Annotated in this window: 17 protein-coding genes; 7 read left to right on the top strand and 10 right to left on the bottom strand. The window is 70.7% G+C overall.

Annotated features, from left to right (window positions below):
- The first annotated feature begins 8 nt into the window (after positions 1-8).
- From betA to ACIOD2_RS12510, 3 genes are all read left to right on the top strand, one after another.
- A complete protein-coding gene (gene betA, locus ACIOD2_RS12520) occupies positions 9-1,676 on the top strand; it encodes a choline dehydrogenase (protein ID WP_400537070.1) in 1,668 nt (555 codons plus the stop codon).
- A gap of 185 nt (positions 1,677-1,861) precedes the next feature.
- Positions 1,862-2,182, top strand: coding sequence for a bifunctional 3-phenylpropionate/cinnamic acid dioxygenase ferredoxin subunit (locus tag ACIOD2_RS12515; RefSeq protein ID WP_400537068.1), 321 nt, complete (start codon positions 1,862-1,864; stop codon positions 2,180-2,182).
- Positions 2,179-3,324 (top strand): NAD(P)/FAD-dependent oxidoreductase, encoded by a 1,146-nt coding sequence (locus ACIOD2_RS12510; protein ID WP_400537065.1) that lies wholly within the window; start codon positions 2,179-2,181, stop codon positions 3,322-3,324. The genes ACIOD2_RS12515 and ACIOD2_RS12510 overlap by 4 nt, the downstream gene beginning before the upstream one ends.
- On the opposite strand, the gene ACIOD2_RS12505 is transcribed toward ACIOD2_RS12510, so the two are convergent.
- Genes ACIOD2_RS12505 through pdhA form a run of 5 tightly spaced genes read right to left on the bottom strand, consistent with a single transcriptional unit; the run spans position 3,321 to position 8,189 of the window.
- A complete protein-coding gene (locus tag ACIOD2_RS12505; protein ID WP_400537063.1) occupies positions 3,321-4,319 on the bottom strand; it encodes a hypothetical protein in 999 nt (332 codons plus the stop codon). The genes ACIOD2_RS12510 and ACIOD2_RS12505 overlap by 4 nt on opposite strands.
- Positions 4,316-4,885: a hypothetical protein gene (locus tag ACIOD2_RS12500; RefSeq protein WP_400537060.1), complete on the bottom strand. Its 570-nt coding sequence runs from the start codon at positions 4,883-4,885 to the stop codon at positions 4,316-4,318. The genes ACIOD2_RS12505 and ACIOD2_RS12500 overlap by 4 nt, the downstream gene beginning before the upstream one ends.
- Positions 4,886-4,940: 55 nt before the next feature.
- Positions 4,941-6,125: a dihydrolipoamide acetyltransferase family protein gene (locus ACIOD2_RS12495; protein WP_400537058.1), complete on the bottom strand. Its 1,185-nt coding sequence runs from the start codon at positions 6,123-6,125 to the stop codon at positions 4,941-4,943.
- The gene (locus ACIOD2_RS12490) at positions 6,118-7,113 is read right to left on the bottom strand and encodes an alpha-ketoacid dehydrogenase subunit beta (protein ID WP_400537056.1); all 996 of its coding nucleotides are present in this window, start codon (positions 7,111-7,113) and stop codon (positions 6,118-6,120) included. Before ACIOD2_RS12490 ends, ACIOD2_RS12495 begins: the two co-directional genes overlap by 8 nt.
- Positions 7,113-8,189: a pyruvate dehydrogenase (acetyl-transferring) E1 component subunit alpha gene (pdhA, locus tag ACIOD2_RS12485; RefSeq protein WP_400537054.1), complete on the bottom strand. Its 1,077-nt coding sequence runs from the start codon at positions 8,187-8,189 to the stop codon at positions 7,113-7,115. The genes ACIOD2_RS12490 and pdhA overlap by 1 nt, the downstream gene beginning before the upstream one ends.
- A 77-nt stretch (positions 8,190-8,266) precedes the next feature.
- On the opposite strand from pdhA, the gene ACIOD2_RS12480 reads away from it, so the two are divergent.
- The gene (locus tag ACIOD2_RS12480) at positions 8,267-8,800 is read left to right on the top strand and encodes an Lrp/AsnC family transcriptional regulator (RefSeq protein ID WP_400537052.1); all 534 of its coding nucleotides are present in this window, start codon (positions 8,267-8,269) and stop codon (positions 8,798-8,800) included.
- A 458-nt stretch (positions 8,801-9,258) separates the two neighbouring features.
- Here the strand turns inward: ACIOD2_RS12480 and ACIOD2_RS12475 are convergent, their stop codons facing one another.
- Positions 9,259-9,681 (bottom strand): GNAT family N-acetyltransferase, encoded by a 423-nt coding sequence (locus ACIOD2_RS12475; protein WP_400537050.1) that lies wholly within the window; start codon positions 9,679-9,681, stop codon positions 9,259-9,261.
- 269 nt (positions 9,682-9,950) lie between these two features.
- Between ACIOD2_RS12475 and ACIOD2_RS12470 the strand changes: the two genes are divergently transcribed.
- A complete protein-coding gene (locus ACIOD2_RS12470; RefSeq protein WP_400537048.1) occupies positions 9,951-12,548 on the top strand; it encodes a glycoside hydrolase family 3 protein in 2,598 nt (865 codons plus the stop codon).
- 64 nt (positions 12,549-12,612) lie between these two features.
- Positions 12,613-14,244 (top strand): DUF885 domain-containing protein, encoded by a 1,632-nt coding sequence (locus ACIOD2_RS12465; RefSeq protein WP_400537046.1) that lies wholly within the window; start codon positions 12,613-12,615, stop codon positions 14,242-14,244.
- Position 14,245: 1 nt separating this feature from the next.
- Here the strand turns inward: ACIOD2_RS12465 and ACIOD2_RS12460 are convergent, their stop codons facing one another.
- The 3 genes from ACIOD2_RS12460 to ACIOD2_RS12450 all read right to left on the bottom strand — a co-directional run bounded on the left by ACIOD2_RS12460 (position 14,246) and on the right by ACIOD2_RS12450 (position 16,342).
- Positions 14,246-14,680: a hypothetical protein gene (locus ACIOD2_RS12460; protein WP_400537044.1), complete on the bottom strand. Its 435-nt coding sequence runs from the start codon at positions 14,678-14,680 to the stop codon at positions 14,246-14,248.
- A gap of 8 nt (positions 14,681-14,688) precedes the next feature.
- Positions 14,689-15,171, bottom strand: a complete 483-nt coding sequence (locus ACIOD2_RS12455) for a hypothetical protein (RefSeq protein ID WP_400537042.1) — start codon at positions 15,169-15,171, stop codon at positions 14,689-14,691.
- 100 nt (positions 15,172-15,271) lie between these two features.
- Entirely contained in the window at positions 15,272-16,342 is a 1,071-nt protein-coding gene (locus ACIOD2_RS12450; RefSeq protein WP_400538014.1) for a PucR family transcriptional regulator, read from the bottom strand.
- A 167-nt stretch (positions 16,343-16,509) separates the two neighbouring features.
- On the opposite strand from ACIOD2_RS12450, the gene ACIOD2_RS12445 reads away from it, so the two are divergent.
- Positions 16,510-17,376: an esterase/lipase family protein gene (locus ACIOD2_RS12445; protein ID WP_400537039.1), complete on the top strand. Its 867-nt coding sequence runs from the start codon at positions 16,510-16,512 to the stop codon at positions 17,374-17,376.
- 86 nt (positions 17,377-17,462) lie between these two features.
- On the opposite strand, the gene ACIOD2_RS12440 is transcribed toward ACIOD2_RS12445, so the two are convergent.
- A complete protein-coding gene (locus ACIOD2_RS12440) occupies positions 17,463-20,618 on the bottom strand; it encodes a GH92 family glycosyl hydrolase (RefSeq protein ID WP_400537037.1) in 3,156 nt (1,051 codons plus the stop codon).
- Positions 20,619-20,645 lie beyond the last annotated feature (27 nt).

Raw genomic sequence — 20,645 nt, 5'->3', positions numbered from 1 at the left:
GAGGCCCCATGAGTTCCGATACCTACGACTTCGTCATCGTCGGCGGTGGCTCGGCGGGCTGCGCGCTGGCGAACCGGCTGTCCGCGGACCCGAACAACAAGGTGCTGGTGCTGGAGGCCGGCCGGTCCGACTACAAGTGGGACGTCTTCATCCACATGCCGGCCGCGCTGACCTTCCCGATCGGGTCGAAGTTCTACGACTGGGGCTACCGCAGCGAGCCCGAGCCGCACATGAACCGGCGCCGGATCTACCACGCCCGCGGCAAGGTGCTCGGCGGCTCGTCGAGCATCAACGGGATGATCTTCCAGCGCGGCAACCCGATGGACTACGAACGCTGGGCCGGCGACCCCGGTATGTCCACATGGGACTACGCGCACTGCCTGCCGTACTTCCAGCGCATGGAGAACTGCCTCGCCGACGCGCCGGACGGGCAGTGGCGAGGCCACGACGGACCGCTGGAGCTGGAACGCGGCCCGGCGTCGAACCCCTTGTTCCAGGCCTTCTTCGACGCCGCCGAGGAAGCGGGTTACCCGCGCACCGACGACGTCAACGGCTACCGGCAGGAGGGCTTCGCGGCGTTCGACCGCAACGTCCGGAAAGGACGCCGGCTGTCCGCGGCCGGCGCCTACCTGCACCCGGTGGAGCACCGGCCCAACCTCACGGTGAAGACGCACGCGTTCGTGTCGCAGATCCTCTTCGACGGCACCCGCGCGATCGGCGTCGAGTACAGCGAAGGCCGGGGCGTGCCGGGTGAGGTGTACGGCAAGGAGATCATCCTCTGCGGCGGGGCGATCAACAGCCCGCAGCTGCTGCAGCTGTCCGGCGTCGGCAACGCGGCCGACCTGGAGAAGCTCGGCATCGACGTCGTCAAGGACCTGCCGGGCGTCGGCGAGAACCTGCAGGATCACCTGGAGGTGTACATCCAGTACGCCTGCAAGGAACCCGTGTCGATGCAGCCGTCGCTGGCGAAGTGGAAGCGGCCCGCCATCGGCGCGCAGTGGCTGTTCCTGCGGAACGGCCCGGCCGCGACCAACCACTTCGAAGGCGGCGGGTTCGTCCGGTCGAACGACGAGGTGAAGTACCCGAACCTGATGTTCCACTTCCTGCCGGTGGCGATCCGCTACGACGGTTCGGCGCCCACGGAGGGGCACGGCTACCAGGTGCACGTCGGCCCGATGTACGCCGACACCCGCGGCTCGGTGAAGCTCACCTCGACCGACCCGCGGCAGCACCCGGCGATCAAGTTCAACTACCTGTCCACCGAAAACGACCGTCGCGAATGGGTCGAAGCCGTGCGGGTGGCGCGGAAGATCCTCAACCAGTCCGCGATGGACCGCTACAACGGCGGGGAGATCTCGCCGGGACCGTCCGTCGAGACCGACGAGGAGATCCTCGACTGGGTCGCCAAGGACGCCGAGACGGCGCTGCACCCGTCGTGCACGACCAAGATGGGCGTGGACGAGGGTTCCGTGATCGATCCGCAGACGATGCGGGTACACGGGACCGAAGGCCTGCGCGTCGTCGACGCGTCGGTCATGCCCTACATCCCGAACGGCAACATCTACGCGCCGGTGATGATGACCGCGGAGAAGGCCGCGGACCTGATCCTCGGCAACACCCCGCTCGCGCCGCTCAAGCAGGCGTTCTACCGCCACGGGGAAGCCGCCGCCCGCTAGCGCCCGCCCCACCTGCGCCCGTGCCACCATCCCCGGTACGGGCGCATCGTGGTGCCCGGATTCTCCGTTACCGGGTAACAAAAACTACCGGGGCGTACCCCCTTGACGACGCTTGGCACGGCACTCAGACTTTGTTGCGGATCACAGTCGATGTTCCTCAATGCGCAACAGTTAGCGGAGGCGTCATGATTCGCGCATGCACCGTCGACGAGCTACCACCGGGTGAGTCCGTCCGGATCCCCGGGACTCCCGCCATCGCGGTGTTCAACACCGAGGACGGCGAGCTGTACGCCATCGACGACACGTGCACCCACCAGGACGCCTCGCTGGCCGACGGCTGGCTCGAGGGCTGCTTCGTCGAGTGCCCGCTGCACGCGGCGCTGTTCGACCTGCGCACCGGCATGCCGAGCTGCCTGCCCGCGAAGGAACCGGTGCGCACGTACGCGGTCGTGGTCGACGAGGGCGTCATCTACGTCCAGGGTGTGGCCCGCGAGGACGCCGCGTGAAGCGCGTCGCGGTCGTCGGCGCCTCACTGGCCGGGGTCCGCGCCGCGCAGGAGCTGCGCGCGCAGGGCTACGACGGCGGCGTGGTGTTGATCGGCGACGAGGCGCACCTGCCGTACGACCGGCCGCCGCTGTCCAAGGGTTTCCTGGCCGGGACGACGTCCCGCGCCGCGCTGGAGCTGCTCGACGCCGGCGACCTCGCGTCGCTGGCCCTGGACTTCCGCCTCGGCGTCCGCGCGACGTCCCTGGACCCGGCAGCTCGCCGGGTGCACCTCTCGGACGGCAGCTCGGTGCACGCGGACGGCGTCGTCATCGCGACGGGCGGCCGCGCGCGCACCCTGCCGGGCTTCGAGCGCGCCCACACGCTGCGGACGATCGACGACGCCCTGGCGCTGCGGGCCGCCCTGGTCCCCGGCGTGCGCGTGGCGATCGTCGGAGCCGGGTTCATCGGCGCCGAGGTGGCCTCGACGTGCCGTTCTCTCGGCCTCGACGTGGTCGTCCTGGAAGCCTTGGACGCGCCGTTGGCCCCGGTGCTGGGCCCGGAGCTGGCGGCGGTGTGCGCCCGGCTGCACGCCGACCACGGCACGGACCTGCGCTGCGGAGTCGCCGTCTCCAGCCTGTCCGAGTCCGGCGTCCACCTGGCCGACGGCTCGGTGGTCCCGGCCGACGTGGTCGTGGTGGGCGTCGGCATGACCCCAGCGACGGACTGGCTGGCGGGCTCGGGCCTGACCGTCGGCAACGGCGTCCACACGGACGCGGGCCTGGTGACGGACCTACCCCAGGTGGTGGCCATCGGCGACGTCGCGCGGTACCACGCTGACGGCGTGGGCCGCCGCCACGAGCACTGGACGAACGCGTCGGAGCAGGCCCCGGTCGCGGTGGGCAACCTCCTGGCCGGGCGGACCGAGCGCACGTACGTCCCGAGCGGGTACGTCTGGTCGGACCAGTACGCGGGGACGTTGCAGCTGGCCGGGCACCCGCGCCCGGACGATGCCGTCACCTTCGTGGAGGGCGGCCCTGAGGATGAGTCGTTCGTGGCGACTTACCAGCGTGACGGGGCGACGGTCGGGGTGTTCGCGTTGAACAACGCGAAGCTGTTCAACCGCTTGCGGCGTCAGGCGTTGCGCCGCCCGGCCGCGGTCTAGAGGGACAGTTCGTCCAAATCGGACTCCAGCCGGGCCCGCCAGGTCCAGCGGCGCTCCGTCGTGTCGGCCCCGTCCGTCGCCGGTGGCCCCAGCGGCAGCGCCTGGTCCTTGATCCCGAACGTCACCCGATACGCGAGCACCGAGGCCGCCGTGCGGATCCACGCGTCGCCCGACGTGCCGCTTGGCGGGGCGACACCGAGCGCGTGGCTGAACCACATCGGCAGCAAGGCGTTCGAACCGATCGCGTCCGTGATCCGGGTTCGCAGGCGGACCTGCAGGTCGTGCCACGCTCGCTCCGCGCGCTCCAGCTGGGGCAGCACCCGGGCGTCCACCGCGTCCGCCTCGCGCAACGCCAGCCGGGCCTGCTCCGCCGCGTCGGCGGCCGCCGGGATCTCGTCGTCCAGCAGGGTGCGGCGCCGGGTGCTCAACGCTCGCAGCGACGACTCCGCGTCGCCGCGGGAGCGGGAACCGTGGTCCGTTGCCGCGAGGCGGCGGATGACCTCCAGCAGGTCCGCGTCGCACTGGGCCTGGGCCGCGCGCACCGAGTCCAGCCGCGCGATCTCCTGCTCGTGGCGGGCGCGCTGCTCCTTCGTCACCAGCTCCTTGTGCAGGACGTCCCAGCGCGCGGCCTGCGCCGCCAGGGCCCGCGTCTCCGCGCCGACGTCGTCGAGGTCGGCCCGCGGCACCCCGTCCGACACACGCACGGCGCGCTCCAGGGCCTGGACCTGCTGCTGCAGCCGTTCGAGCCGGCGGCTGAGCTGGTCGACCCGGTGCTCCTGGGACGCGCCGGGGCCGAGCCGGTCGGCGAGGGCCGTGAACTCCTGGCGCAGGCCGGCGTCGCGGTTGTCGGCGTCCTGGACGGCGGTGCGCAGCCCGTCGACCGCCGCGAACAGCTCGTCGAGGTCGCGGCGCGTGTCGTCGGCCGGCTCGGCGTAGTCCGCGTACTCCGCCTCGAAGTCGGGGTCGTCGCCGTAGGTGGCGTAGCCGCGCGTCACGGGATCCGGCTTTCGCGCACCAGCCAGGCGATCGCCGCCGCGGTGCCGAGCACGGCCAGCACCGTGCACACCACCGTCGCCGTCGTCGACGGCCACGGGAGCAGCGCCGCCACCAGGAACACCGCGGCGAGCGTGCCCGCCCATGCGGCGCGTGTCCGCTCACGCAGCACCGCCGGCACCTTCCGCACCGGCGCGAAGCCGACCCACATCCCGGCCGCGAACAGCGGGACCAGCAGCGGCAGCCACCCGGGTGACAGCACGCCGAACAGCACGAGCGCGCCCGAGACGAGCCCGGCGAGCACCGGCCCGGCGGCGAAGAACACGACCGCGCGCTGCGTCGCCGCGTGGCGGGCGCCGAGCTCCGCCGACACCAGCCGGTGCACGGCCTCGTCGAGGTCCGTCTCGGCGTCCAGCAGCCGGGTGGCCGCCGCCACGAGCCGGTCCATCGGCTCGGGGTCCTCGGCACCGGGCTCCGGGGCCGTGCCGAGCCGGCCCGCCAGGTCCTGCTTGAGCCGGTCCACGCGCGCCGCCGCCTGGTCGCGGTCGTGCTGGGCTGGAGTCGTCACGCGAACACTTTAAGTGCCACCACCGTCACTTCCGGCCAAGGCCGCCGGTGAGTCGTTACAGGTCACCGAGGGCGGTCACCGGTGACTCGACGCAGTCCGCGACGAACCGCAGGAACCCGCCCGCCGTGCCGCCGTCGCAGACGCGGTGGTCGAACGCCAGCGTCAGCTCGCAGACCTTCCGCACGCCCAGCTCGCCGCCGACCACCCACGGCCGGTCGATGATCCGGCCGATGCCGAGGATCGCGGCCTCGGGGTGGTTGATGATCGCGGCCGAGCCGTCGACACCGAAGACGCCGTAGTTGTTGACGGTGAACGTCCCGCCGGTCAGGTCGGTCGGGGCGAGCTTGCCGTCGCGCGCGGTACGGGCGCGGTCGCCGATCGCCGCCGACAGGTCCCGCGTCGACAGGTCACCGGCGTCGCGCACGACCGGCACCACGAGCCCGCGGTCGGTCTGCGCGGCGAAGCCGAGGTGGATCTCGTCCAGCAGGACGATCTCGTCGCCTTCGACGCGCGAGTTCAGCTCCGGGTACTTCTTCAGCCCCGCGACGGCGAACCGCGCGATCAGCCCGAGCAGGCTGACGGGCCGGTCCGTCTTGGCGTTCAGGGCCGCCCGCGCGGCGACCAGCCCGGACGCGTCGACGTCCACCCAGACCGTGGCCTCGGGGATCTCCCGCCGCGACGCCGTGAGCTTGTCGGCGACGACCTTGCGGATGCCGGTGAGCGGGATCCGCTTGCCCTTCGCGACCGGCTTCTCCGGCTTGGCCAGCGCCGCCTCGACGTCGGCGCGCCGGATGATCCCGTCCGGGCCGGTGGCGGTGACCTTCGCGAGGTCGATCCCGTTGTCCGCGGCCATCTTCCGGACGAACGGCGAGATCACCCCGGGGGCCGCGACCTTCACGACGGGCGCCTCGACCCGCCGGACGCGCTTGCGGCGTGTGGTCGGCGCCGTGCCGTAACCGATCAGGACGTTGCCGCTCCCTGATGAGGTCGTGACGCCCGGCTCGGCGAACCCGCCGACGCTCAGCAGCGGCGCGCCCACCGGCAGCAGCTGGCCGGGTTCCCCGTGCAGCGCGGACACCACGCCGGCGAACGGCACGGGCACCTCGACCGCGGCCTTCGCCGTCTCGACCTCGACGACGATCTGGTCGATGCCGACGGTGTCGCCCACCTTGACGTGCCAGTTGAGGATCGCCGCCTCGGTCAGGCCCTCGCCGAGGTCCGGCAGCAGGAAGTCAGGCACCGGCCACCACCGGGGTGTCGGCCCACTGCAGGCGCGCGATGGTGTCGAGGATCCGGTCGACGTCCGGCAGCTGGTGGCGCTCCAGCTTCGGCGCGGGGAACGGGATGTCGAGGCCGGTCACGCGCAGCACCGGCGCGTGCAGCTGGTGGAAGCACTGCTCCGTGACGCGAGCAACGACCTCGGCACCGTAGCCGCCGAAGCCGGCGGCCTCGTGGACGACCACCGCGCGGCCGGTGCGGCGCACCGAAGCCGTCACGGTCTCGTCGTCGAACGGGCTCAAGGACCGCAGGTCGACGACCTCGACGTCCCAGCCCTCCTCCTTCGCGGCCTCGGCGGTTTCCAGGGCGGTGGCGACCATCGGGCCGTACGCGATGAGCGTGACGTCCTTGCCTGCCCTGCGGACCACGGCCTTGTCCATGGCCGGGCCGCTGCGCGTGAAGCTCACCTCTTCGCTCGACCAGTAGCGGCACTTCGGCTCGAGGAAGACGACCGGGTCCGGCGAGTCGATGGCGTCGCGGAGCAGGTCGTAGGCGTCCTGCGCGGTGCCCGGCGTGACGACGCGCAGGCCCGGCGTGTGCGTGTAGTAGGCCTCGCTGGAGTCGCAGTGGTGCTCGACCCCGCCGATGCCGCCGGCGTAGGGGATCCGGATGACCATCGGCAGCGAGAGCGCGCCGCGGGTGCGGTTGCGCAGCTTCGCGACGTGCGAGGTGATCTGCTCGAACGCCGGGTAGGCGAAGGCGTCGAACTGCATCTCGACGACCGGGCGGAAGCCGCCCATCGCCATCCCGACGGCGAACCCGACGATGCCGGACTCGGCCAGCGGGGTGTCGAAGCAGCGGTCCTCGCCGAAGTCGGCGGTGATGCCGTCGGTGACCCGGAAGACGCCGCCGAGCGCGCCGACGTCCTCGCCGAACACGACCACGTTGTCGTCGTCCTTGAGCGCGTCCCGCAGGGCGGCGTTGAGCGCCTGCGCCATCGTGGTCGTCATCAGGCCTCCAGCTCGGCTTTGAGAGCGGCCCGCTGCGCTTCGAGGTGGCGGGTCGGCTCGGCGTAGACGTGGTCGAACAGCGAGAGCGGGTCCAGCTCGGGCTCGGCGTTGAGTGTGTCGCGGACGGTCTGGGCGAAGTCTTCGGCGTCGCTGCGGAACTGCTCGATTTCGTTGTCGCTCAGGGCTTTCTGGGCTTTGAGGTAGGTCTCGAGCCGGGTCACCGGGTCTGCTTCGCGCCACTTCGCGACTTCGTCGGCTTCGCGGTAGCGGGTGGCGTCGTCGGCGTTGGTGTGGGCGTCGATCCGGTAGGTGTGGGCCTCGACGAGGACCGGGCCGTTCTTGTCCCGCGCGTGCTTCACCGCGTCGTCGAGGACGCTCAGCACCGCGACGGCGTCGTTGCCGTCGACCTGCTCCGAGCGCATGCCGTAGCCGATCCCCTTGTACGCCAAGGCGGCCGCGGCGCTCTGCTTCTCGAACGGCACGGAGATCGCGTACCGGTTGTTCTGCACGAAGAACACGACCGGCGCCTTGAAGACGGCGGCGAAGTTGAGGGCCTCGTGGAAGTCGCCCTCGCTGGTGGCGCCGTCGCCGATGAGCGCGAGCGCGACGCCGTCCTCACCGCGACGCTGCATCGCGTGCGCGAGGCCGGTGGCGTGCAGAGTCTGCGTAGCGAGCGGAGTGCACTGAGGCGCTACGCGCGTCTCGGCGGGGTTGTAGCCGCAGTGCGCGTCGCCGCGAAGCAGCGTCAGGACTTCGCCGGGCTTCAGGCCGCGGGCGATGAGGGCGACGGAGTCGCGGTAGGTCGGGAAGAGCCAGTCCTGCTTGGCCAGGGTGAGCGCGGCGGCGACCTGGCAGGCCTCCTGGCCGGCGCTGGAGGGGTAGACGGCGAGGCGGCCCTGCTTGGTGAGCGCGGTCGCCTGGACGTCGAACCGGCGGCCCAGGACCATCAGCCGGTAGGCCTCCTTGAGCCGCGCTTCGGCCGGCTCTTCGTAGGGGCCGTGCTGATCGGCCCGCGTCCCGTCCTCGGCGACGAACCGCACCGGCGACGCGGACGGCAGCAGGGTTTCCGTCGCCATGACGCACACCACCTCTCGCAGACATATGATGCTCAGATGGTGGTTCTCGGCGGTTGTGTGTTCAAGAGTTGCGGGAAATGAGCGACAAACAGTCCTCTACGGTGCCTTCTGGTGACCAAACGTCTTTTTCCGCTCCGGCGCAGGGCGGTCCCCCGGGACGGACGGTCGCGCCCCTCGACGAGGTCGACCGCGCGATGCTGGCGGAGCTGTCCGCGGACGGCCGCCTCGCGATCCGGGCCCTGGCCGAGCGGCTGCACATCTCGCGCACGAACGCGTACGCGCGGCTGGAGCGCCTGATGGCGGAGGGCGTGATCACCGGCTTCGGCGCCCGCATCGACCCGCGCCGCGCGGGCCTGGGCACGTCGGCCTACATCATGGTGACGGTCGAGCAGACCTCCTGGCGCACGATGGCCACCGACCTGCACGAAATCCCGTACGTCGACCACGTAACCCTGGTCGGCGGCGACTTCGACATCCTCCTGCTGGTCCGGACGCCAGACAACACGACGTTGCGTGACGTGGTCCTGGAGCGTCTCCAGGCCTTGGAGGGAGTCCGGTCGACCCGGACGTGGCTGATCTTCGAGGAACTCCCAGGCTCGGTCCTGGCCTGACGACCGTGTCGACCCCCCAATCACGTGTGTCGACCCTCCAGACACGGGTGATGCCCCTCCAATCACACGAGATACCCGCCCAGTCACGCGAGATGCCCCTCCGATCACACGAGATCCGAATCCGGGCACGCGAGATCCGGGTTCGAGCACGCGAGATCCGGGTTCGAGCACGCCGGCCGGGCGCCCGGCCGGCCCTCCCGGACGGTCGGCCCTCCCGGGCGGTCGGCGCACGTGATCCACGGGGCATCACTTGTGACCAGCGGGGCATCACGCGTGATTGAGGGGGCATCACCCGTGTCTGGAGGGTCGACTCGCGTGATTGGAGGGTCGACTCGCGTGATTAGAGGGTCGACTCGCGTACCCGGAGGGTCGACTCGCGTGCCTGGAGGGTCGAGTCGCGTGATTAGAGGGTCGACTCGCGTACCCGGAGGGTCGACTCGTGTGCCTGGAGGGTCGGGTCAGGGGGTGGGCGGGGTGAGGGTCCATTCCAGGACCACCTGGCGGCCCGTCGAGGCGCCGCCGGCGCGGCGGTAGGTCGCCTGGGCCGCGGCGTTGTCCTCCTCGGTGACCACCCACATGCCGTAACACCCGCGCGAACGGGCCAGGGAGGCCAACGCCGTCACCAAGGCCGAGCCGATGCCACGGCCTTGGAACGACGACGACACGCCCAGCTCGTACAGGAACATCTCCGTCCCCTTGTCCGGGTGGGTCATCTCGACGCCCGTCACCATGCCCGCCGGGACGTCGTCGACGTAGGCGATCAGCAGGTGGTGGCCCTCCGAGGCCAGGAACCGCGACAAGGCCGCAGGGACTGGCGGGTCGTCGAAGAGGTGGCCGGCGGCCAGCGCCGGAGCGGACGTCGTGACGCGGCGGATGTCCATCCCGCCATGGTGACAGGCCCGGCGGGCAGAACCGCTGCCCGCGCGCACCCTTGACCCGGCCCGACCTGCGCGGTATTGCGGTACCACCAACCGGACGACTCTTATTTTATGGCGAAAATTAACGAAGAGCATACGGCCTAGAAACTATTGACGCCGTCCCCTTTGCCCGGTGAGGATCGGCCGGTCCGCCGCCCTCGAGAATGGACCAGACCATGGCCAGAAGATCACGCGCGTGGTCACGTGCGCGCCGAAGTTCGCTCGTCACGCTGATGAGCCTGAGTCTGCTCGGCGGGGTCGCGCAGGCCGCTCCGCTGCAGGCCCAGGCCCCCCAGGCGGCCCAGCCCGTCATCGGGAAGCCCGCCCTCGACAAGAACGGCTGCGCCAAGATCGAGAACAGCCTGCCGACCCTGGCGGACTGGCCCAAGGTCGACAGCCAGCTCAAGGGCAAGGCCGGTGACGAGGCGCGCGTCGCCCAGATCCTCGCGGGGATGACCCTCGAGGAGAAGGTCGGGCAGATGACGCAGCCCGAGATCACCTCGATCACCCCCGACGAGGTCCGCCAGTACTCCATCGGCACCGTCCTCAACGGCGGCGGCGCGTGGCCCGGCGGCAACAAGTACGCCACCCAGAAGGACTGGCTGAACCTCGCCGACTCCTACTGGAACGCCTCCAAGACCAGCCGCACGAAGATCCCCGTCATCTGGGGCATCGACGCCGTGCACGGCAACAACAACGTCTACGGCGCCACCGTCTTCCCGCACAACATCGGCCTCGGCGCGGCGCACGACCCGTGCCTGGTCCGCGACGTCGCCGGCGCCACCGCCCGCCAGGTCCGCTCGACCGGCCAGGACTGGGCGTTCTCGCCGACGCTGGCCGTCGTCCAGGACGACCGCTGGGGCCGCACCTACGAGGGCTACTCCGAGGACCCGCGGATCACCCGCTCCTACGGCTACGAGGACATCAACGGCCTCCAGGACGGCGCCACCAGCCGCATCGGCTACAACGGCGTGATCGCCACCGCCAAGCACTTCATCGGTGACGGCGGCACGATCAAGGGCCAGGACCAGGGCGTCAACCCCTCGTCCGAGGCCGACATGATCAACCTCCACGGCCAGGGCTACTACGGCGCGCTCGCCGCCGGCTCCCAGACCGTGATGGTGTCGTTCAACAGCTGGACCAACCCGGACCTCGGCATCAACGAGGGCAAGCTGACCGGCAGCAGCAAGGCCATGAACGAGATCCTCAAGGGCAAGATCGGCTTCGACGGCCTGGTCGTGTCCGACTGGAACGCCATCGGCCAGGTCCCCGGCTGCACCAACTCCTCGTGCCCGCAGGCGATCAACGCCGGCATCGACATCGTGATGGTGCCCGCGGACTGGAAGGCGTTCATCACCAACACGATCGCCCAGGTCCAGAGCGGCCAGATCCCGATGTCGCGGATCGACGACGCGGTCACCCGCATCCTGCGCGTCAAGGTGCGCGACGGCCTCTTCGAGTCGCAGAAGCCGTCCGACCGCTCCTACGCCAACTCGGACGAGGCGCTGAAGGACAACTGGCTGGCCCGCGACGCGGCCCGCGAGTCGCAGACGCTGCTGAAGAACAACGGCAACGTGCTGCCGCTCAAGCCGAAGTCCAAGGTCCTGGTGGTCGGCAAGAGCGCCGACAACATCTCGAACCAGACCGGCGGCTGGACGCTGAGCTGGCAGGGCACCGGCAACACCAACGCCGACTTCCCGAACGCCACCTCGATCCTGACCGGTATCAAGCAGGACCTCGGCGACGCCAACGTCACCTTCGACGCCACCGGCACGGTGGACCCGAAGGGCTACGACGCCGTCATCGCCGTGATCGGTGAGACGCCGTACGCCGAGGGTGTCGGCGACCTGACCCGCAAGACGCTGGAGGCCTCGAAGCTCTACCCCGAGGACGCGGCCGTGCTGGACAAGGTCAGCGGCAAGGGCACCCCGGTCGTCACCGTCTACGTCGGCGGCCGCCCGCTGTACATGAACCACGAGATCAACCGCTCGGACGCGTTCGTCGCGGCCTGGCTGCCCGGCACCGAGGGCGGCGGCGTCGCCGACATGCTCGTCAAGGGCAAGGACGGCACCGGTTACCAGGGCACGCTGTCCTACTCGTGGCCGAAGAGCGCGTGCCAGTCGCCGCTCAACCCGTGGTCCCCGGACTACGACCCGCTGTTCAAGCTGGGCTACGGCCTGAAGACCGGCCAGCGCGTCACCATCGGCCAGCTGGACGAGACCCCCGGCCCGGCGACCTGCGGGTCCACCGGCGGCGGCGGGACGGCGACCGAGGACCTGTCGATCTACGACCGGACCGACGTCGCGCCGTACACCAGCCAGATCGGCTCGGCTTCGAACTGGGGCGGCACCGTGATCGGCCCTGACGGCACGGCCGACCACCCCGAGATCAACACCGTCCCGACGGACGTCAACGTGCAGGGCGACGGCCTGAAGGCGACCTGGACGGGTACCGGAGCGGCTCAGCTCTACATGCAGAACACGGCGGGCACGAACGACCTGCGCAGCTACCTGAACGCGGACGGGGCGCTGGAGTTCGACACGATCGTGCAGCAGGCACCGGTCAACCGGACGGTGATCAGCATGCACTGCGTCTACCCCTGCTTCTCGGAGGTGAACGCGACGAAGCTGTTCACCGACCTGGCGGGCGGCGCGAAGACCACGGTGAAGATCCCGTTGTCCTGCTTCAACAACGGGCTGGACTTCGAGCACATCAACACGCCGTTCCTGGTCTACACGGACGCCGCGTTCCAGGCGTCGTTCGCGAACGTGCGGTGGGTCCCCAACGGGGCCAAGGATCCTGACGCAAGACCCTGTTCGAGCTTGACCTGAGCACCGGCCGGGCCGGGAGCGGATTCCGCTCCCGGCCCGGTTCGTTTTCGGCCAGGATGGCGGGATGACTGCCGACGCGGCCGCGCTCGCCGACGAACTGCTGGACGTCCTGGGCACCTTCGCGCCCTTGGAAGCGACCTTCACCGGTATCCCTGGGCACGACGCCGAACTGCCCGATCTCGGCGAAGCGGCCCAGGGGCGGTTGCGGGCGCGGGCCGCGGACGTCCTCGCCCGGGCCCAGGCGTCGGACGACCCGGACCGCGTGACGCTCGGTGTCGTCGCCCAGCAGGCGGAAGCCGTGCTCGCGCGGCTCGACGCCCGGCTCGTGGAGTTCACCCTGGCCGCTCCGATGGAGGCGGCCGGGATCAAGCAGCTGTCGTTCCTCACCAAGCTCACGCTGTCCGGCGACCGGGCCGAAGAGGACTTCCTGACCCGCCTGGCGGCGCTCCCCGCGTTCTACGCGACGCTGGCCGGACGCCAGCACGACGGCCTCCGGGCGGGCCGGCAGCCGGTCGAGCGGATGGCGGGCAGCGCGATCGCCTATCTGGATCGCTTCCTCGCGCAGGAAACGCCGTTTCCCCAGCCGCTGACCGGGGACCGCGGCGAGCGCCGCGATCGGCTGGTGGCCGAGGAGATCCGGCCGGCGGTGGTCCGCTACCGCGACTTCCTGGCCACCGAGATCGCCGGGCACGGGCGGCCGGACGGTCGGCCCGGCCTCTGCTGGATCGAGAACGGCGAAGCCACGTACGCGTCCCTGGTGCGCATGCACACGACCACCGAGCGCACCCCCGAAGAGCTGCACCAGCTGGGCTTGGACGTGCTCGCGGGGCTCGAAGCCGAGTACGCCGAGATCGGCGGCCGCGCGTTCGGGCTGGCCGAGCCGGCCGCGGTGCGCGACCGGTTGCGGACCGACGAGACCCTCCGCTGGCGCGACGCCGACGAGATGCTCGAGAACGCGCGCGCCGCCGTCGCCCGCGCGACCGCGGTGGCGGCGGACTGGTTCCCGCGCCTGCCCAAGGCCGAGTGCGTCGTGCGGGCCGCCCCGGAGGCGGAGGCGCCCGTCGCCGCGCCGGCCTACTACCTGCCGCCCGCGCTCGACGGTTCACGGCCGGGCACCTACTTCACCAACACCCACGAGGTGCGCACGCGCGTCCGGTTCCTCGCCGAGTCGGTGGCGTTCCACGAAGCCGTGCCCGGCCACCACTTCGAGGTCTCGCTGGCCCAGGAGCTGACCGGGCTGCCCCAGCTGCGGACCCTGGCACCCGTGACGGCGTACCGCGAAGGCTGGGGGCTCTATTCCGAGCGGCTCGCCGACGAGATGGGCCTGTACTCCGACGACCTGATGCGCCTCGGCATGCTGGCGGCGGACTCGACCCGCGTCGCGCGGCTGGTGGTCGACACCGGCCTGCACGCCCTGCGCTGGACGCGCGAGCAGTGCGTCGATTTCCTCCGCACCCGCACGGTGCTCAGCGAGGTCGAGGTCCAGTCCGAAACGGACCGGTACATCGAATGCCCGGGCCAGGCGCTGGCCTACATGACCGGACGGCTGGAGATCGTCCGCCTGCGCCGGTTCGCCGAAGCCGAGCTCGGGGATTCCTTCGACATCAAGGACTTCCACGACGTCGTCCTCGGCGGTGGGCCGGTGCCGCTCACCGTGCTGGGCGACGTCGTCCGCGACTGGGTCGCCTCCGTTTGACTCAGTGCTGCATGCCGTAGGACTTCTGGCACGGGTAGCCGTCGCCGGTGGCCGACCAGCTGGCCGGGTAGCCGTTCTGCGCCCAGGCCGCGTAGGCCTGGGCATAGGTGTACCCGCGGGCGTACAACCACTGGCACGGCGTCTGGCTGCCCGAGTTGGAGATGGAGATCCACGGCTGGGCGTTGTACCAGCTCGGCTGGGCGTACCACTGGCTCGTCGCCGCGACGCCCGGGTTCTTCGGCTGGACGTAGACGGTCTGCGGCGCCGGCACGACGACCGTCTGGGGCACCGGCGCGGTGACGGTCGGCGTGCTCGGAGCGGTGACGGTCGCCGTGCTCGGGGCCGGGGCCTGGGCGGCGACCGTGCGCACGGGGAGCCCGCACGCGGCCAGGGCGAGCACCGCGGAAATCGCGGCGGCCGCGGGGAGAATACGCATGGTCCTGCTCATTTCGTCCGGGTCATGTGACTGCCGGCGAGCACTCCGCCGGAAACGGTGTAGGAACCGGAAAACACGCGGGTGCTCCCGTCGGTCTGAACGGCGGAAAGCACGACGTACACGGTGTTCCCGCGGACGTCGGTGACGGTCAGCGTGTCCCACGAAGTCGTCGCGAAACCGTTGACGTACTTGGTGTATCCGCCACCGCCGGCGATGCGGCTGCCGCCGAGTGACCACGCCGTGGCGAAATCACGGCGGTTGAGCGCGTCGTAGTAGGCGATCACCGTCTGGGCCGCCGACGTGTCCACCGGGGCGACGTACACCGGCGGCTGCTGCACGTAGACGGTTTGCGGTGCGGGGACGGCGATTACGCTGGTCGTCGCCGCCTGCGGGGTCACCGTGACCGGTACCGGCGTGCCCGCCACGGGCACGCCGCAGGCCGTCACACCCACCAGGACCAGGGCGGCGACGAGAATTCCGGTAGCTTTCATGGGAATCAACTTCTTCCGTGTTCGCCACCCAGGAATCGGCCGCCCGGCCCATTCTGCAACGCTTTCCCGGGAACGCGACCCAAGCGTTACCCCGTTGGATTCAGACGTTCTGCCGGATGATGTCGTAGGCCGTCATCGCGGCGGCCAGGTGCCGGGCGTCCGCGGCCTGCGTCGCGTCGTACCCGGTGAGCAGCTGAATCCGGCCCAGCCGGTAGGTGAGCGTGTTGCGGTGAATGCTCAACGCACTCGCCGCTTCCCCGCGGTTGTACCCGGAAACGACGAACGCGCGCAGGGCGTCGATCAGGTGCGGGTGGTCTTCGAGCGGGGCCAGCACCCGCGCGAGCGCGTCGCGCGCCGGGCCCGGGCGCGCCAGCTGGTACTCGATGGCGAGGTCGGCCAGCCGGTAGAGCCGGGCGGGACGACGCAGGTTTTCCGCCAGTTCCAGGACTTCCACGGCTTCGGAGTGCGCCGCGGGGATGTCCGCGTGGGTCTCCGCCCGGGCCGCGGCGGCGGTGCAGCGCCGGCCGCAGATCTCGTCGATCCGCGCGGCCACGGCGTCGGCCGCGACACCGTCCGGGACCAGCAGCACCCCGCCGTCCCCCTTGAAGGTCACCAGGACCTGACTGTCCACATCGGACCGGACGGCGCGGAAGAGGTCCGTCGCCGCCCGGCTGCCCGCTTCCGGCGGCAGGGTCGGCGGCGTGGGCAGGTGGAACACGACGACGTCGAACCCCGCAGGCAGCTCGCGGTGGCGCACCGGACGGCCGGCGAGCAGGCTCGACGCGAGGTTCTGCCGGTCTTCGCGCTGTTCCCAGTCGAGGTCGTCGCGCTCGCGCAGGTACGCCTCGGCGACGCGCGGCATGACCTCGCCGAGGAAGTCGAGCATCCGCGCGCCGAGCAGCGCCCGGTCGCCGGTGACCTGCTCCCAGGCGACGCTCGCGGCGAGCGGGTAGATCTTGAGGACGGCTTCGAGCGGCAGGCCGTCCCGCGCGCGCTCGGCACCCCAGGCGATCGGCAGCGCGAGCTCCACCTCGGTCGGGCGCCGGCCTTCGGCGACGGTGGTGAGGAACAGCTCGAACACCGCGGTCGCGTTGGCGACCAGGTCACCCTCCAGCACACTCGCGGGCAGGAGCCGATATTCGGGGATCTCGGCCGCGCACCGAGTGATCATCACGCTGGCAATCTCACCCGATCGAGGGAACAGCTCTGCCACCGGATCCATGCCACATTGTCACCATGCACAAACGGCCACGGCAACTTTCTGCGCTTCCTGCCAGCAGACAGCCTTGATCTTGTGCCTCATGCTGTGCAGAACAACCAGACCGAAGGGACTTCGCAATGGCGCGGGGAACAAAACGATGGCTGGCCGGGCTCGGGATCGCGAGCCTGCTCGCCCTGGGCGTGGCGGCGCCGGCCCAGGCCGCGACCACGGGCGGTGGCAACAACGACTTCGGCTGCCGCCCGAGCGCCGCGCACCCGAACCCGGTCGTGCTGCTCCACGGCACCTTCGCCACCTACTACGAGGACCTCAACTTCCTGCAGGCCGACCTGGCCGCCCGCGGCTACTGCACGTTCTCGCTGACCTACGGCGCCTACCCGCAGTTCCCGTTCGTGGGCGGGCTCAAGCCGGTCGCGGAGTCGTCGCTGGAGATCAAGAACTACGTCGAGAAGGTCCGCGCGGCCACCGGCGCGGCGAAGGTCGACGTCGTCGGCCACTCCGAAGGCGGCCTGCAGTCGATCTACCTGGCCAAGATGCAGGGCATCCAGAGTGAGATCGGCAAGGTCGTCGCGATCGCGCCGCCGACGCACGGCGCCAACGCGTCCGGGCTCCTGACGCTGGCCTACACGCTGCTCGGCAAGAGCACGTGGGACAACGTCGTGAAGACGATCGGCCTGCCGATCTTCGCCGACGAGCTGGACGGCGGCGCGGCGATCGTCGCGCTGAACAGCGGCCCGGTCGCCCAGCCCGGCATCGACTACACGATCATCACTTCGCGCTACGACGAGCTGGTGACGCCGACCGAGACGTCGTTCATCCGCGAGCCGGGCGTGCACAACCGCTACGTCCAGGACTCGTGCCCGTTCGACCCGGTCGGGCACATCGGCGAGGCCTACGACCTCAACGTCTGGCACCTGGTCCGCAACGCCCTGGACCCGGCGCACGCCGCGCCCATCCGGATCTGCGCGGTCGGCTCCCCCGGCTGACCTGCTCCTCGCTCAAGTCCGTGAAGGCCACATTGAGAGACTCTGAGTCCCTCAATGTGGCCTTCACGGACTTCTGGACGGTGTGCTCAGCCGAGGCCGATGGCGAACACGTGCAGGTTCGGGTCGGTCGGCAGGGTCACCGAGGCGATCTGCTTGCCGGCCGGGGCGTCGAACGGTGCCGTCGCGTAGACCGACGCGCCGCCGCCCGGGCCGCCCGGCTGGTTGCGGTGGTCGGCGCGCGCCACGAGCGTGTTGCCGAACACCGGGTCGGTGCCGCCGCCCGGGAAGACCCAGTCGCCGAAGGACAGGTCGGCCTGGCCGGTGGTGCCGTCGGTGAAGGTGACCGTGGCCTTGGCCTGGTGGTCGCCGTTCGAGGCCGTGCCGATGAACGACAGCCGCGCCGCCGGGCTCACCTGGATCGTCTGCCCGGCCGGGACGACGTTGTCGGGACGGCCCGAAGGCGCGGCCGGCCAGGTGAACGTCGTGCCGGCCGCCTGGGTCGGCTTCCCGCCGACCAGGCCGGCCGTGGCCAGGGCCTGCCGGGAGAGGCTGTTCCCGGCGCCGTCGATGTCCGCCGAGCCGACGTCACCGTCGTCCGAGATGCCGACGTTCGAGTACGCCGCCGCGAGCCCGCCCTTCGGCGCGACCAGCACGATCACCGACCCCGGCACCGACGTCGAGCCGCCCCGGACGGTCACCGGCACCTGGTAGTAACCCTCAGGCGTCCCGGCCGCCACCGAGACCTTCAGCTTCGCGGTGCCGCTGCCGGTCCGGTCGTCGAGCCGGAGCTGCCGCGGACCCGTGACCGTGAGGCCGGCGGGCGCCTTGGCCGTGACGTCCAGGCCGCGGTCGTGCCCGCCGAGCCGCTGCCCGCTCACCGTGACCTCGCCGGACGTGCCCGGCTCGACGACGACCTGGTTGGTCACCGACGTCAGGAACGGCTTCTCCTTGTCCTGATAGGACGGTGGTGCCGAGTTCGCCGCCCACCGCTTGTCCGGAGTGGACTGCAGCGAGAAGTCCAGCCGGGCGCCGTCCCGCACGGTGTTCGCGGGCAGGTAGGTGCGGTCCCAGTCGCGGCCGTTCAACGACAGGTCGTGCACGTACGGCGTGGTCGCCGAAGCCTTCGGTGCACGGATGTCGATCGTCCGTCCATTGGGGAGGGACAGCACCGCGCGCTCGAACAGCGGGCTGTGCACGACCAGGTCCGGCGTGCCCGGCGTCGCCGGGTAGATGCCGAGCGCGGCCCAGACGTACCACGACGACTGCGCGCCGAGGTCGTCGTTGCCCGGTTCGCCGTCCGGGGTCGCGCTGAACAGCGTCGTCGCGATCTCGCGGACCACCTGCTGGGTCTTCCACGGCTGCCCGACGTGGTTGTACAGCCACGGCACGCCGAAGTCGGGCTCGTTGCCGGCCCACATGTTCGGCTCGTTCGGGCCGACGTTGAGCTTCTGGAAGAACGTGTCCAGCCGCTTTGAAACGGCGTCCGGGCCGCCCATCGCCGTCACCAGGCCGGCCGGGTCCTGCGGGACCAGCCAGGTGTACTGCGCGGCGTTGCCCTCGTCGAAGCCGTCCTGGCCGAACATGCCGGGCGGCGGCGGCACGTACGCCGGGCCGTCCGGGAACCGGCCGTCCTGCCCGCGCGGCTGGATGTACCCGGTGAGCGGGTTGAAGAGGTTCTGCCAGTTCTGGCCGCGCTGGGTGAACTCGCGCGCGACGTCGCGATCGCCGATGCCCTGCGCGAGCTGCGCGATGGCGAAGTCGTCGATGGCCCACTCCAGGGTGATCGACGCGCCGACGCGGGCGTGGTCACCACGCGAGGCGTCGTTGTTCGGCATGTACCCGCGAGCGACGTAGTCCGCGATGCCCTTGCGTTCCTGGTACGCACCGGGCGTGTTGTCCACCGATGTCGCGCCCTTGACCAAGTACTTCAGCGCCGTCTTGACGTCGAAGTCCCGCGCGCCGAACGCGTAGAGGTTGGAGATCAGCGCGACCGAGCTGTCGCCGGTCATCTGGCCGGTGTAGTCGTTCGCCATCGGCCAGCGCGGCCACCAGCCGGCCTGCACGGCGTCGTTCGTCAGCGACTGCGCCATGTCGCTGGCTTCCTTCGGGAACAGCATGGCCTGCAACGGCGCGAGCGAGCGGTAGGTGTCCCAGTCGGAGAAGTTCGCGTACTGGTGCCGCCCCTGGGGCAACGTGCGGATCTGGTCGTCGAAGCCGATGTAGCGCCCGTCCGCGTCGTCGAACGTGTTCGGGTGCATCAGCGAGTGGTACAGGAAGGTATAGAACGTCTTGAGCTGCGCGGCGTCCTTACCGGCGACCCGGATCTTGCCCAGCGCCTGCGTCCACTTGTCCCTTGTGGACTTCCGGACGGCGGTGAAGTCGAAGCCCGGGACTTCCGCGGCCGCGTTGGCCTTCGCGCCGTCGACGCCCACATAGGACATCGACACCTTGGCGTGCACGAGGCTCTGCGAGCCGAACGTCAGGTAGGCGCCCGCCTTCGGCGAGTCGACGCTGTCGGTGTCCGGCTTCACCGACGAGCCGTCCCACGTGCCGTGCGCGGTGAACGGCTGGTCGAACGTGATGTCGTAGTAGACGGTGTACTTGTTCGGCTTGCCGCAGAAGTTGCCGGTGGTGGCCGAGCCGCTGACCTCGCGGTCACCGGTGATCTTCAGGTCGGCCTTCGAGTTCCCGGCGAGGCTGGCGCCGCCCTTGACCAGCACCTGCGCGTTCGCGCCGGCCGGGAAGGTGAACGCGGCGAGCCCGGTGCGGGTGGTCGCGGTCAGCTCGGCGCGGACCTTCGAGTCGGCGAGCGTCACGGCGTAGTAGCCGGGCTCGGCCTTCTCGTCGTCGTGGGTGAAGTGCTCGGTGCGGTCCCAGGGCGTGCTGCCGACGTCGCCGGTGATCGGCAGGATCGGCACGTCACCGAACGCGTTGCAGCCGACCGAGGCGTGGTCGAGGCTGAAACCTCGGATCTGATCACTGTGGTACTGGTAGCCGGCGTACGCGCCCTGGGTGTCCGGCGAGAACTGCATCATCCCGAACGGCGCCGCCGGGCCGGGGAAGTTGTTGATCTCCCCCACCGAGCTGCCGCCGCTGCCGGTCCCGATCAGCGGGTCGACGTACGCCGCCGGGTCGCTGACCAGCGGAGTTCCCGGTGACATCGTTGTCGGCGCCGCCGAAGCGACAGCTGGAACCCCGATCACCGCCGTCGCGACGATCGCCGCCATGAATCTGACTCGCACCGAATGCCTCCCGAGGCTGCACTGCCT

It is taken from the genome of Amycolatopsis sp. NPDC088138, from assembly GCF_044741685.1.
In the GTDB taxonomy this organism is placed as follows: domain Bacteria; phylum Actinomycetota; class Actinomycetes; order Mycobacteriales; family Pseudonocardiaceae; genus Amycolatopsis.
The sequence above is the reverse complement of the archived record's forward strand: the minus strand, read 5'-3'. Positions and strand labels throughout refer to the sequence as shown.